Source organism: Sediminibacterium sp. GW821-FHT12F12 (assembly GCF_058806635.1).
The window spans coordinates 511,300-523,435 of the sequence record NZ_JBXAPW010000002.1 but is presented as its reverse complement, the minus strand read 5'-3'; the positions used below and the strand labels follow the sequence as shown (position 1 = coordinate 523,435).

Sequence of the window (12,136 nt, the reverse complement as noted above, 5' to 3'; positions counted from 1 at the left end):
TACTGCAGGCAGTGATTACCATTTTTCATCTTCCGGAATATCACCTTCCTGTCTGAATAGCTGTTTGTTTTTCTCTCTTAGCGCAATCCGTTCCAGGATCAGTTGGGCAATCATGTCGCCGGCATCGCCCGTTGGGTGCTCGAGCAGTACAGCGCGGAGTCTGGTTTCGCTTACATCCAGCCGGTACAGCAACTGAACCAACCTCGAAAAATCCTTGTCGATCAGTTCGTTGATGAATTGGGCCATCTGTTCCGGTCCCAGGTCTTCCAATCTCAGTAATTCATTCTCTTCTGCCATACAATTCTAAAGATACCAATCCTCCCAGATCTACTATTAGCTCCTCTAAAATGTTAAAAATATTATACAATATGTAAAATAAACTTTACAAAATGAAAATCTTGTTTTACGTTTGCATTGTCAATAAATCAAACAAATATGAAAAAACTACACTTATTACCACATAGTGCCAGAAAAATTGGCTATGTGTTACTGGTGCCCTTTCTGGCACTGGGTATTGCGCATATGGGCTGGGATTTTACCATTGCCCAGCTGGAATATCATCCGGCAAAAACAGGAGGTTTATCATTTACGAATACCAACTATACGGATGAGTTGGCTACGATCGGGCTCATTATTGCGCTGATCCTGATCGGGTTTTCGAAAGAAAAAACGGAAGATGAAGCTATTCAGTTTTTCCGGTTAGAAGCTTTGCAGTGGGCCGTATATGCCAATTATGCGGTGTTGATCCTGGCGGTATTGTTTTGTTACGGAGGCCTGTTTTTCACCATCATGACCATTAACCTGTTTACGGTACTGATCATTTTTGTGTTACGGTTCCGGTATGTATTGTATCAGTATAATAAAAGCAACCCATGAAAAACAAGATCAAGATCCAACGTGCCATTCATAACCTTACGCAGGATGATCTTGCCAAAAAGATAAGCGTAAGCCGGCAAACCATCAATACCATGGAATCGGGCAAATATGTTCCCTCTACTGCCCTGGCCCTGAAGATGGCCAGCTTATTCGGGGTAACAGTAGAAGAACTGTTTCAACTGGAAGAGGGGGATTAAAAATCAACCCCGCTTTTCCAACCTTTTGGATGGCAGCCACTCTTTATATTATCTGTTCATTATGCGTTTATCCAGCCTTTCATATATAAAGCCCGTTCATCCTGTACTGGCAGCTCTGGTATTGCTTGCCATCAGCCTTTTGTTCTTTTTTTGGAGCAACCCGGTTTCTCTGGGAAAAAGGCATACTGAAACCAGCGAGGAAGGAGCGGGCTCTTATCATTCACCTTTATTGTGTATCTGATTTAGTATTTTTCTATTACGCCGAGCCCAAACAGGGCAAAATCATACTTTACCGGATCCGCAGCATCCAGTGTTCGCAGGTAAGTGGTTAGTTCCACAGCGGCTTGCCAGTCAATCTGTTTTCTATCCAGCAAGCCAAAACGTTTGGCCACCCGGGCTACGTGCAAGTCAATGGGGCAGATCAGGTCTGCCGGCCGGAGTTTTTTCCAGATGCCAAAATCGACCCCCTGCCGGTCCTGCCGAACCATCCAGCGCAGGTACATATTCAATCTTTTGCAGGTAGAACCTTTGTAAGGTGTGGCAATATGTTTTCGGGTGCGGTTGGGTACCTGTTCCAGCGAGAAAAAATAGTTATGGAAATGTGTCAGCGCCCATTCAACACCCCCTTCTGGTTTTTTGCCGGGCACAAATGCGTTTTCCAGGCTTGAGTGATGGGTATAATGATAATGCAGGAATTCGATAAAGTACAGGAGGTCTGTTGCCGTAAATGTGCGGTGTTTAAAAGCGGTCAGTTTTTGCAGATCCTGATCGCTGTGATGCAGGCAGAAATCATGTGGCGACATATCCATCAACTGCATCAGCTCCCTGGATTTGTTGATGATGGTGGTGCGGTTACCCCAGGCAAATACCGCCGCAAACAAACCGGCTATTTCAATATCTTCTTTTCTGGAAAATAAATGCGGAATGCAAACCGGGTCGTCTTTGATGAAAGCAGGTTGGTTATACAACTTCACTTTCTCATCAAAAAAGGCTTGTAAAGAACGGCCGGTGGGTAACGGTTTCGAATGCATGCGTGAAAATAACCAAAACAGTGCAAGCAATAGTAACCCTTATATACAGAAAAACCTCCCGCAGCGCAGGAGGCTTTCTTTTCTCACCACGTAATACTTATCTTTTTCTAACCCTGCCACTGCCGCTGATCTGTACATCGGTAGCTACCGGATTTCCCCAATAATCGATATTACCTGAGCCGTAGATATGGGCACTGATTTTATTGACGCAGGTAATCTCAATATTGCCGGAGCCGTGAATCTCAGCTTCTGTATCGATCGCAGTACAACCGTAAGCTTTGATATTACCTGATCCGTTTACATCTAATACCATTTTGGTGAAGGAGGAATTGTTCATCGTAATATTACCAGAGCCGTTGATGGAGGCGTTGAAATTTATTTTATTGAGGAAGTTACTGATGCTGATCTGTCCTGAACCATTGCTTCTTACTGCCTGGATGTCGGGTATTACAATCGTTACTTTAATATTATTCCTGCGCACATTATAATAAGGATCTTCAAAACGCAATATGAGGTTCCCATTGTTTACCTGCGTTACAAAAATGGGAACGAGATTTTCGTATCCACTTACCGTAACGGACTGCACATTACCCTGCATGATCTCTACCTCGGCACTACCTTCGAGCTGAACACTGGTAATAGCAGCAATATTTCTTGTTTCCGTAACGGTGCTGCCACTGCCACGGATAGATTTGGTACAGGCACTGAATAACAGGCTAGCAGACAGTAAAAAGAAACCTATTTTTTTCATGCTGATGATTTTTCCGGAAACAAAAATCACACAGAACAACGGAATAATTTTTCCGGAATGAATAAGCGGTTCATTTAAGGGGATGAACAGCAGAAGGAAAGGATAAATGAAGACATGCTGAAATCCTTGTCACAATTGATTTTCAGCAGAATCACCCGTTTATGTGATTGGATGTAATGGGTATTTTACGCAGTCTTGGGTTCTTTCTTTGTAATGTACCAGGTAACCGGGATGAGCAACAATAAAAACAAAACATACAAAAGGGATCCCGGAAATTTTCCCTGGCCATTCACGGTATGCATTACACTATGTGTGCTGTGATAAATGATATTACCTGCCCAGTGTAGCCCCAGCGTTAACCAGATATTACCCGTTCTTACCATGGCCAGCATCAAAAAGAAGCCGATAATGAGAATATAGGACCAGAAGGCGGGACCTTCTGTTAAACGGTAAATATGATTCAGTAAATACACCAGTGAAGAGAAAAGGATCAGTAAATAAGGATTCATTTTACCGTTGAAGAACCGATAGAGATAGCCCCGCGTTAATACATCTTCTGTGAGTGACGAGAAAAAAGTACCCAACGCAAAGAGAAAAAACTGTGACACAAAAACACCCGCAGGTGGAATCTCTTTGATGCGTTCAATATCGAGCAGAAAACTACTGAAAGTGTACAAGGTATATACGATGATGCCCACCGCCAATCCGGTTCCCAGTTGTTCCCAGGCTTTTTTCTGAAACACCATTCCCCAGGCAGCTAAACCGGGTAAGCCCTGCCATCTGGCCAGTAACCAGGCCAGTGGAAAAAATAAAAGGCTGACTGCCAGAAATCCGGCCGGACTGTTTCTGAAAAGCATCATGTATTCGGCTGCATGGTAACAACCGAAGAGGGCAATAAAACCGATGATCGCTTTGGCAACAGCTGTTTTTGTCATATTAGTTTTGTTACAGCACTTTGTTTAATACAGTTGGGTGACAATAACTGTTCCCCTCAGTGAAACTCCTAAGCTCTGAGTTCTCTGTGTTGAGAAATACAAACGTATTTTATTATTCAGTATCTATTTTTTCAACACAGAGATCACTGAGTAACAGAGGTTCACAGAGATTATTTCAATAAGCAGCTATAATTCCACTTAATAAAAGCACCCAATCAACCTATTGCCTGGTTCAGGTCTGCGATCAGGTCTTCGGCGTCTTCAATACCTACGCTTAAGCGGATGAGGCTGTCTGTTAAACCGTTTTTAATTCTTTCTTCTCTTGGAATAGAAGCATGGGTCATAGATGCCGGATGGTTGATCAGCGATTCAACGCCACCCAGGCTCTCGGCCAATGCAAATACTTTGGTAGAAGACAGCACCCGTTTGGCATTTTCCACGCTGTCGTCTTTCAGGGTAAAACTCATCATACCGCCAAAACCACGCATTTGCTTTTTAGCGATGGCATGATTGTGATGGTCTTCAAAACCGCACCAGTACACCCTGCCCACTTTGGGATGGTTGCGCAGAAAATGTGCGATCTTTTCACCGTTCTCGCAATGGCGTTGCATCCGTACATGCAGGGTTTTGATACCACGTAGCACGAGGAAACAATCCATCGGTCCGGGAACAGCGCCGCAGCTTTTCTGGATAAAGTATAACTGTTCCCGCAGGTCTGCATCTTTCATCATCAGGCAACCCTGGATCACATCACTATGACCGCCGAGGTATTTGGTGGCAGAGTGCATTACAATGTCTGCACCCAGATCCAGCGGGTTTTGTAAATAAGGAGAAGCAAATGTATTATCAACACAAAGAATAGCGTTGGCTTCTTTGGCTATCACAGAAACGGCTGCGATATCAGTGATATTCATCAAGGGGTTGGTAGGTGTTTCGATCCAGATCAGTTTGGTATTGGCTGAAATGGCTTTGCGGATATTACTTACATCAGTGGTATCCACATACGTAAACCGGATACCGTATTTGGCAAATATTTTCGTGAATAAACGGTAAGTGCCGCCATACATGTCATTGGCACAAATCACTTCATCGCCCGGTGATAAAAGTTTGATTACTGCATCAGTAGCCGCTACGCCGCTGCTGAATGCAAGACCAAAATTTCCGTTCTCTATCTGTGCATAGGCATCTTCCAGTGCTTTACGGGTCGGGTTCTGGCTTCGGGCATATTCAAAACCCTTGTTTACACCAGGTGCTTCCTGTACATAGGTAGAAGTCTGGTAAATAGGTGTCATGATGGCCCCTGTAGATGGATCCGGTTCTGTACCGGCATGTATGTATTTGGTGGCAAGTTTCATATAAAATGTATTGAAGTGTTATGTTGTTCTGTACAACAATAATTGGGGTTACTTGGGTAATGCAATGATGGGTAAACTTGCTTTCAGGTCGTCCCACAGAAAAATCAGGTTGGCGCTGTTTTTAGCGTCTTCAAAATAAATGGTAAAAGCTTCTACATTGTCGGAATTCTTCTCTACATCAATATCTACGCGTAAAACATCTTTTTTACTGTCGTAAGTATAACTACCCCAGCTGTAATTATCCTTATTGAGGATGATGGTCCATTTTTCTTCCGTTGGAATACAGTACAAAGTGTACCTGCCTTTGGCCACGTTTTTACCGGCTATCTTCACATTGCTGAAGAATTCGATCTCGGTTGCTTCATTGGCACCGAGGCGCCAGAGTTCATTGTATTTAAGAATACTGCCAAAAATATTCCGGCCATTCTTTAATGGGCGGCCATACAATACCCGTGCTACCGGAGAAGCGCCGGCCTTGCCACTCATTTTCAGTAAAGGGTAATTGGTGGGCCAATAGCTCATATCCATTGGCGATTTGTCCAGGTCTGTAGGTTTTGTTTGTGCCTGCAAAGTGGTCAAAAAAAGCAGACATGCCAGGCTGAAGCATACTTTCATGTAAATGGATTTTGCCAAAGATAAATGCTATTGAGATAGCAAATCTGTCAAATATGAAGAAGCAAATGTTTTCACTTCCGGAAAAAAAGCCCGGTAATAATCCTGTAAAGCCGCATATTCTTTCCTGAACACCCCAAATGCGGCCGATGCATCATCGAGGTATGAAGCTCTTCGTACCAGTCCGCCGAAACTTTTTTCAATGCCGTATTCCGACCGGTAATGATATAACCAGTTCTGGCTGGTCATATAAGGCAGCATGCCGGCAAATTTTTCGGGTAACAAAGATTGTTGTTCAGCCAGTTGCGCATATACGCCATTGGCAAAAAGCTGCAGATCCGGTTCTGCCAGTTCTGTTTCATCGGCCGCCAGAAAGTGATCGTACACCACATCTATAAAAGCACCGGCATATGGGCCTACTGCGGGTTTGAATAATTGTTTGGCCTCCCGCGTAGCCGGGTGCTGGTCGGTAAAACTGTCAATGGCCCGGTGCAGCCGGATCCCTTTCTGTACAGTACCGGGATAGTCATATTGCTTTTTTCCCTTCACAAAATCACTGATCATATTACCCACCAGTATACCCGGGTTATTGAAGGAGAGGTATGCGTGGGCGAGGTAGTTCATTTGTTAATGAGTGAATGAGTGTATGAGAGAATGAGTGAATGTGGGGGTAAAGTTGCTGTTTTTCTGACCACTTTTCAAAATTAACCCGTTGATAACGGCTTTTGTGATTTTATTAAGAAATAGGCGCAAATGCAGGCGGGTATTGATTTGTAGCGCCTGTATTCCGGCTAACAGCTATGGGTAGAAATACCGTTCATACTAATCCACTGATCCGGTAGAGTTATTCGTCACAATCCATGATTGACCGGTAATGACAGGATATATTTTTGACATGTCAATATGAAAATGACAATTACCAATATTTAAAAAACCGAAAAACAAAGATTCATGAAAAAATTATTTATCGCGGCCCTGATGGTAGTGGCAGCCGGAACCAGCGCTTTTGCAGCGGATGTGTTTAAAGTAGATTACAAAGTAAAAAGCAGTTTTGAAGCCAGATTTGCCGGTGCGCAGAATGTGGTATGGAGCGCCAAAGAAAACTTTATCAGAGCCGCTTTTACCATGGCAGAAGAAAACGTAGAAGCGTTTTTTGATGGCGAAGGAGAACTGATTGGTCTGAGCCGTAAGGTAGACCTGAAAAAACTGCCTTTGAATGCTATTCAGAAAATTAAAAAAGACTACGCTTCATACCAGGTAACCGAGGCGATCGAGTTTGACAGAGATGGTGATAAGTCTTATTATGTGTCACTGGAAGAGGGTACTAAAAAGCAGATCCTCGAAGTTTCCTTATACGGCGCTGTAAGCAAATACAAAGCATCAGGAAAATAAGCATAGGTTAGGTTGTAAAATCAGTAGACCCCGCTATTGCGGGGTTTGCTGTTTTACAAAACGGTTCATCGAAATAAACTCTCCTTCTTTTTTTAGATCTGAGATCAATTGCTGCAGGCGTTGCAGCAGGGGAAACCCGTGATGTTTTTTGGTAAATCCCGGCAAATCATAATTTTCTATATCCGTAAACTCCCAGGGATGAAAATAGAGACAGAGATATCCGTCTTTACGCAGGGTTTGCAGCGCCAGCATTTTAAATACGGGGTAAGGAAGATTTTTAAAACTAAGCCAGAACAGCGGCACCCGTAAACCCGGCGATACGGAGGCGGGGATCCGTAACATGCCCTGGTCTTTGTACAGGGTTCTCGGAAGATGCATGTTATTATACCTGCCCGGTAACCAGGTGGGATTTATAGAAGAATCATAGTGATAACCCGCTTTCTTTACTTCTTCCATAGCCACTTTGCGCATACGGGGCATTCGTAAACCGGTAACTATTTTACCGCTGATCTCTTCCAGTTTTTGTCTGGAGCTTAACAGGTCTTCATCCCTGAACTCAGAATGGTAAAAGGTATGCGAGGCAATCTCATGCTGTTGGGCCAGTGTACGAACCGCATTGGGATAATGCATGGCAAAATTAGCAGTGGTAAATAAAGTAGTTGCTACAGCAGGATCTGTTAATACGGGTGTAATGGCATCCAATCCTTCTTTGCCTACCCGCATCTGTTCCTCGGCGCTGATGGGGAAATTGTATTCCAGCGGCATATCAAATTCTTCCACATCAAAACTCAGCAACACGAAACGGTTTTTCATGCAGAAAGATTTGATTCTTTTACGATATAGTGGGGCCTTTGTTTGCTTTGCATGAACAGTTTGCCGATATAAATTCCGATGATACCAAGAATCATGAGTTGAATGCCGGCAAAAAAAGCAATGGTAGCGATCAGGGAAGCCCAGCCGGAAATGGTATGCCCGAAATAATAACTATAAAAAACATACGGCAAATACAATAATGCCACCAATGAAAACAGGAACCCTAAATAAACAGCAATATACAGTGGTTTGATACTGAATGAAGTGATGCCCTGCAGCGCAAAACGGATCATTCGTTTAATGGTATACTTTGTTTTGCCTTCTGTACGAATTCCGGGTGTATATTCTATGCCGGATTGTGTAAAACCCATCCATTTAACCAATCCTCGCAGAAAAATATCTGATTCGTTCAGGTTTCTTAACACGTTCATTACTTTTCTGTCTAACAACCTGAAATCAGCAGTTCCTTCTTCCAGTTCTATATCTGACAGATTGTTGATTACCTGATAGAAAAGACTGGATGTTTTTCTTTTCATCATGGCAATCTCTCTATGATCTTTCCTGATGGTATAAACGATATCATTACCCTCTTCCCATTTTGCCAGCAACTGGGGAACAAAGGAGGGTGGATGTTGCAGATCTGCATCCATCATAATAGTGCAGTCCGCTTCTACCTGATCAATACCGGCCTTCAGGGCATTCTGGTGACCGAAATTTCTGGACAAGCTGATATAAAAAACATCTGTATGGCTGGCGGCAATTTCTTTCAAAACTGCCAGTGTGTTATCTGAGCTTCCGTCGTCTACAAAATTGAACGAATACACATACCCACTATGCTGCATTTCGTTTCTCAGAGAACTTAATAAAACCGGAATATTATTCTCTTCGTTACAGACAGGAATCAAAAACGCGACCTTTTTTTTCATACAGGCAGTAGTTTTGATGGTTTTGCTTGCCATACTTCATATACCAAACAGCACCAGATCAAAAAACAGGGTAAGGCTTTTAAAGAATAGGCTATGATAAAATGCTGTCGGATATACTGCGGAATTAAATCTGTTGGCGACAGAATAGTGAGTAGAAACAGCAGCACTACCAACCATTTAACGGATAACTTATATGGTTGCTTCTTAAGAATTAACCAGATGGCGCATCCTGTAACCGCAATCACAAAGGTGGGGCTTTCGGCTGCAGAGCTGAAGATCACTATGGAGATCAGTGCCAGTGCCAGGTAACGAAGCTGGAAAGATACATCTGTTAACAGTTTACGTTTTAGCAGTGGCAATGCCACGAACATACCTGCCACAGCAATTAATGCAAGATCAGGAAATTGATAATAGTGGAAGATCCTCCTTATCATACCTGGTACAGAAATATCCTGCGGGCCTGCTATCAAAGAAGTTTGAATATTCTGTTGATTTCTTTTGATGATCTGGTAATACCAATCCTGATACGTGTTGAGAATATAATCTGCGCTGGAAAAAGACATGGGAAGTATTACCAGTAACAGTAACCAAAGCAGCAGAGAGATAATGAATTGCCATTTGTTTTTTGAGAACAAAAAGAAGACCAATGCAGCAACACCATATATTTTAGTTAGAATGGCTATGGCAATGAATAATGTTGCCAGCCAGTCTTTACCATTACGTGTATATACAAATGCGAAGATAAAAAAAGCCGTCAGCAACGGGTTAAACTGCATGTTATGTAATGAAGTCATCATTTCAATGCAGATAATCCAGTAGAGAATTGTGGTATGCTCTTTTTTAACCGGCAGCATCCTGATCGCAAAAAACAAAGCTGCCGCATTGGCTACCCCCCATAAAAAACATCCGAGGTAAATGGGTAACACTGCAAATGGAGCAATCACCAGAGAAAAAGCAGGTCCGTAATTATTAAAGGATACATATTCGCTGGGATAATACACAAACAGATTTTTCTGTTCCAGCACATGATAAAATACCCCCCGGAATATCAGGTAATTATCAATAGCACCCAGTCCTCTTGCCATTTCTGCCACTAATGCCACCAGCGCCAATGTAAACCAGATAATATGGACCAGTGCTACCCGCCGGGATTTTCCGATCGGTACCTGTCTGTATAGAAGTGATTGAATGGTTGGGTTCATTGCAGTTATGCTTTTTTAAAAATAACCATGATGGAAACCCCTGCCGGAAAACGTAATCCTGCCTTCAGGAGATAATAATCAATATGGAACAGTCCGGCCAGTAAAGAATTAAATACCCCGGCAGTGCCAAAAACCTGGTGATCAGACACGCCATTCGGTTCTTTCTTTTTCATGAACTGGCTTCCAAGAGAACCCACTAACCTGAATGCAGCAATGGGCGCAAACAGGATTGCATTAAAATAGGTTTTATATACAATCTTTCCTTGCTGGTTTGTCAAAAGCTGTAAAAGTTCTTTCAGGGTATATCTGCGGTAGTGTTGGTTAATGATATCGTGCGGTCCCCATAAAAACGCGTATGCCGGTACAGTAATCATAATATGCCCACCGGGCTTGCAGACGCGGATCAGTTCTTCAACGGCTGTATGGTCATCTTCCACATGTTCTATTACATCAAAGGCACAAACAAGATCGAAACTTTCCTGTTCAAAGGGTAGTTCTGTAATAGATCCCTGCAACATCGGGGTTGTCATGTAGGTTTGGGCAAAACTACAGCAGTCTGCATCATATTCTATAGAAGTTACATGCCCGAAACGGGTTAGCATATCTGATGTTGTTCCGGTAGCTGCGCCAACATTCAGTGATGTAATATTTCTGGGCCTGCCCAATACATGTTCAATTCGCTCAGATAAAATTTTTCTTCGTACAGTAAACCACCAGTTTTTACGCTCAAGGTGGTAATACTCATTAAAATACGCTTTATCCATGAATGCTTACGGGTGAGTTGCGGTAATTAATACTATGTAAAGTGTTATCGCAAAGGATTTTAAGGTGTTTCAAACATTAAAATAATCTTAAATCGTAAAAATACTGCTAATAATCAAAGAATTCAGATTTAATCAAAATGAATATGACCATTGGATAATAACGCGATAAAAAAATTACTTTTGCCCCCTAAAACAAGCATGATGAGCAAAGGACCAGTTTCGCAGTTTATACAACACCATTACCGGCACTTTAATGCCGCCGCATTGATCGATGCCGCCAAAGGATATGAGACCCACCTCCTGGAGGGGGGCAAAATGCTGGTAAGCCTCGCCGGTGCCATGAGTACCGCAGAACTGGGCATCAGCCTCGCCGAAATGATCCGCCAGGATAAAGTGGCCATTATCAGTTGTACGGGGGCCAATCTGGAGGAAGATATCATGAACCTGGTGGCGCATAGCCATTATAAGCGCGTCCCCAACTACCGCGATCTGAGTCCGCAGGAAGAATGGGATCTGCTAGAGAACCACTATAACCGTGTTACCGATACCTGTATCCCTGAAGAAGAAGCTTTCCGCAGGCTGCAGCAGCATATTCACAAGATCTGGTCCGATGCAGATGCCAAGGGCGAACGCTATTTTCCGCATGAGTTTATGTACAAAATGCTGAACAGCGGTGTACTGGAGCAGTATTATGAGATCGATCCCAAAAACAGCTGGATGCTGGCCGCCGCTGAAAAAAACCTGCCCATTGTGGTGCCGGGTTGGGAAGACAGTACCATGGGTAACATTTTTGCCTCCTATGTGATCAAAAATGAACTGAAAGCCAGTACCATGAAAAGCGGGATCGAGTACATGGTCTGGTTAACTGAGTGGTACCGTGCTAACAGCGGTGGTAAGGGCGTAGGCTTTTTCCAGATCGGCGGTGGTATTGCCGGCGATTTCCCGATCTGTGTGGTGCCGATGATGTACCAGGACCTGGAATGGCATGATGTTCCTTTCTGGAGTTATTTCTGCCAGATCAGTGATTCAACTACTTCTTACGGGTCTTACTCAGGGGCAGTGCCTAATGAAAAAATCACCTGGGGTAAACTGGATATACATACACCCAAATTCATTGTGGAAAGCGATGCTACCATTGTAGTGCCTCTGATCTTCGCTTACCTGTTGGGTTGGTAATGCTGATATATTTTTTAAAGACTCTGTAAAACCGTGCCTTGGTGCTTTGGTGAGCAAAAAATCTCACACAAAGGCACCAAGACACAGTTTCTAGCACAGTGCACTT

Annotated in this window: 15 protein-coding genes; 4 read left to right on the top strand and 11 right to left on the bottom strand. The window is 43.2% G+C overall.

What is annotated here, in order from left to right; genetic code table 11:
• Nucleotides 1-15: 15 nt before the first annotated feature.
• Entirely contained in the window at nt 16-297 is a 282-nt protein-coding gene (locus AC1RNB_RS04805; protein ID WP_493081179.1) for a hypothetical protein, read from the bottom strand.
• A 138-nt stretch (nt 298-435) separates the two neighbouring features.
• On the opposite strand from AC1RNB_RS04805, the gene AC1RNB_RS04800 reads away from it, so the two are divergent.
• Together AC1RNB_RS04800 and AC1RNB_RS04795 are read left to right on the top strand one after the other, a co-directional pair.
• On the top strand, nt 436-876 hold the full coding sequence (locus AC1RNB_RS04800) for a hypothetical protein (RefSeq protein ID WP_493081177.1): 441 nt from the start codon (nt 436-438) through the stop codon (nt 874-876).
• On the top strand, nt 873-1,073 hold the full coding sequence (locus AC1RNB_RS04795) for a helix-turn-helix transcriptional regulator (RefSeq protein ID WP_493081175.1): 201 nt from the start codon (nt 873-875) through the stop codon (nt 1,071-1,073). The genes AC1RNB_RS04800 and AC1RNB_RS04795 overlap by 4 nt, the downstream gene beginning before the upstream one ends.
• 242 nt (nt 1,074-1,315) lie before the next feature.
• Here AC1RNB_RS04795 and AC1RNB_RS04790 read toward each other — a convergent pair whose 3' ends face one another.
• The 6 genes from AC1RNB_RS04790 to AC1RNB_RS04765 all read right to left on the bottom strand — a co-directional run bounded on the left by AC1RNB_RS04790 (nt 1,316) and on the right by AC1RNB_RS04765 (nt 6,381).
• A complete protein-coding gene (locus tag AC1RNB_RS04790) occupies nt 1,316-2,104 on the bottom strand; it encodes a TIGR02757 family protein (protein ID WP_493081174.1) in 789 nt (262 codons plus the stop codon).
• 97 nt (nt 2,105-2,201) lie between these two features.
• Nucleotides 2,202-2,855 carry a head GIN domain-containing protein gene (locus AC1RNB_RS04785; RefSeq protein ID WP_493081172.1) on the bottom strand — a complete coding sequence of 218 codons (654 nt, stop codon included), beginning with the start codon at nt 2,853-2,855 and terminating at the stop codon, nt 2,202-2,204.
• 185 nt (nt 2,856-3,040) lie between these two features.
• Entirely contained in the window at nt 3,041-3,790 is a 750-nt protein-coding gene (locus AC1RNB_RS04780) for a CPBP family intramembrane glutamic endopeptidase (RefSeq protein WP_493081171.1), read from the bottom strand.
• A 215-nt stretch (nt 3,791-4,005) separates the two neighbouring features.
• Nucleotides 4,006-5,145, bottom strand: coding sequence for a cystathionine gamma-synthase (locus AC1RNB_RS04775; protein ID WP_493081169.1), 1,140 nt, complete (start codon nt 5,143-5,145; stop codon nt 4,006-4,008).
• A gap of 48 nt (nt 5,146-5,193) precedes the next feature.
• Entirely contained in the window at nt 5,194-5,760 is a 567-nt protein-coding gene (locus AC1RNB_RS04770; protein WP_493081167.1) for a DUF2911 domain-containing protein, read from the bottom strand.
• A 27-nt stretch (nt 5,761-5,787) separates the two neighbouring features.
• The gene (locus AC1RNB_RS04765; protein WP_493081165.1) at nt 5,788-6,381 is read right to left on the bottom strand and encodes an acyl carrier protein phosphodiesterase; all 594 of its coding nucleotides are present in this window, start codon (nt 6,379-6,381) and stop codon (nt 5,788-5,790) included.
• 327 nt (nt 6,382-6,708) lie between these two features.
• On the opposite strand from AC1RNB_RS04765, the gene AC1RNB_RS04760 reads away from it, so the two are divergent.
• Entirely contained in the window at nt 6,709-7,149 is a 441-nt protein-coding gene (locus tag AC1RNB_RS04760; RefSeq protein WP_493081163.1) for a hypothetical protein, read from the top strand.
• A 33-nt stretch (nt 7,150-7,182) separates the two neighbouring features.
• On the opposite strand, the gene AC1RNB_RS04755 is transcribed toward AC1RNB_RS04760, so the two are convergent.
• Genes AC1RNB_RS04755 through AC1RNB_RS04740 form a run of 4 tightly spaced genes read right to left on the bottom strand, consistent with a single transcriptional unit; the run spans nt 7,183 to nt 10,854 of the window.
• Nucleotides 7,183-7,962: a polysaccharide deacetylase family protein gene (locus AC1RNB_RS04755; RefSeq protein WP_493081162.1), complete on the bottom strand. Its 780-nt coding sequence runs from the start codon at nt 7,960-7,962 to the stop codon at nt 7,183-7,185.
• Nucleotides 7,959-8,888, bottom strand: a complete 930-nt coding sequence (locus AC1RNB_RS04750; RefSeq protein ID WP_493081160.1) for a glycosyltransferase family 2 protein — start codon at nt 8,886-8,888, stop codon at nt 7,959-7,961. Before AC1RNB_RS04750 ends, AC1RNB_RS04755 begins: the two co-directional genes overlap by 4 nt.
• Entirely contained in the window at nt 8,885-10,090 is a 1,206-nt protein-coding gene (locus tag AC1RNB_RS04745) for a glycosyltransferase family 87 protein (protein ID WP_493081158.1), read from the bottom strand. Before AC1RNB_RS04745 ends, AC1RNB_RS04750 begins: the two co-directional genes overlap by 4 nt.
• 5 nt (nt 10,091-10,095) lie before the next feature.
• Nucleotides 10,096-10,854, bottom strand: coding sequence for a class I SAM-dependent methyltransferase (locus AC1RNB_RS04740; RefSeq protein ID WP_493081157.1), 759 nt, complete (start codon nt 10,852-10,854; stop codon nt 10,096-10,098).
• Nucleotides 10,855-11,055: 201 nt separating this feature from the next.
• On the opposite strand from AC1RNB_RS04740, the gene AC1RNB_RS04735 reads away from it, so the two are divergent.
• Nucleotides 11,056-12,030, top strand: a complete 975-nt coding sequence (locus AC1RNB_RS04735) for a deoxyhypusine synthase family protein (RefSeq protein ID WP_493081155.1) — start codon at nt 11,056-11,058, stop codon at nt 12,028-12,030.
• Nucleotides 12,031-12,136: the final 106 nt, after the last annotated feature.

Bases quoted from the DNA above. Each gene is read 5' to 3' on its own strand.
- AC1RNB_RS04805 (WP_493081179.1), bottom strand. From the start codon at position 297: ATGGCAGAAGAGAATGAATTACTGAGATTGGAAGACCTGGGACCGGAA.
- AC1RNB_RS04800 (WP_493081177.1), top strand. From the start codon at position 436: ATGAAAAAACTACACTTATTACCACATAGTGCCAGAAAAATTGGCTAT.
- AC1RNB_RS04795 (WP_493081175.1), top strand. From the start codon at position 873: ATGAAAAACAAGATCAAGATCCAACGTGCCATTCATAACCTTACGCAG.
- AC1RNB_RS04790 (WP_493081174.1), bottom strand. From the start codon at position 2,104: ATGCATTCGAAACCGTTACCCACCGGCCGTTCTTTACAAGCCTTTTTT.
- AC1RNB_RS04785 (WP_493081172.1), bottom strand. From the start codon at position 2,855: ATGAAAAAAATAGGTTTCTTTTTACTGTCTGCTAGCCTGTTATTCAGT.
- AC1RNB_RS04780 (WP_493081171.1), bottom strand. From the start codon at position 3,790: ATGACAAAAACAGCTGTTGCCAAAGCGATCATCGGTTTTATTGCCCTC.
- AC1RNB_RS04775 (WP_493081169.1), bottom strand. From the start codon at position 5,145: ATGAAACTTGCCACCAAATACATACATGCCGGTACAGAACCGGATCCA.
- AC1RNB_RS04770 (WP_493081167.1), bottom strand. From the start codon at position 5,760: ATGAAAGTATGCTTCAGCCTGGCATGTCTGCTTTTTTTGACCACTTTG.
- AC1RNB_RS04765 (WP_493081165.1), bottom strand. From the start codon at position 6,381: ATGAACTACCTCGCCCACGCATACCTCTCCTTCAATAACCCGGGTATA.
- AC1RNB_RS04760 (WP_493081163.1), top strand. From the start codon at position 6,709: ATGAAAAAATTATTTATCGCGGCCCTGATGGTAGTGGCAGCCGGAACC.
- AC1RNB_RS04755 (WP_493081162.1), bottom strand. From the start codon at position 7,962: ATGAAAAACCGTTTCGTGTTGCTGAGTTTTGATGTGGAAGAATTTGAT.
- AC1RNB_RS04750 (WP_493081160.1), bottom strand. From the start codon at position 8,888: ATGAAAAAAAAGGTCGCGTTTTTGATTCCTGTCTGTAACGAAGAGAAT.
- AC1RNB_RS04745 (WP_493081158.1), bottom strand. From the start codon at position 10,090: ATGAACCCAACCATTCAATCACTTCTATACAGACAGGTACCGATCGGA.
- AC1RNB_RS04740 (WP_493081157.1), bottom strand. From the start codon at position 10,854: ATGGATAAAGCGTATTTTAATGAGTATTACCACCTTGAGCGTAAAAAC.
- AC1RNB_RS04735 (WP_493081155.1), top strand. From the start codon at position 11,056: ATGAGCAAAGGACCAGTTTCGCAGTTTATACAACACCATTACCGGCAC.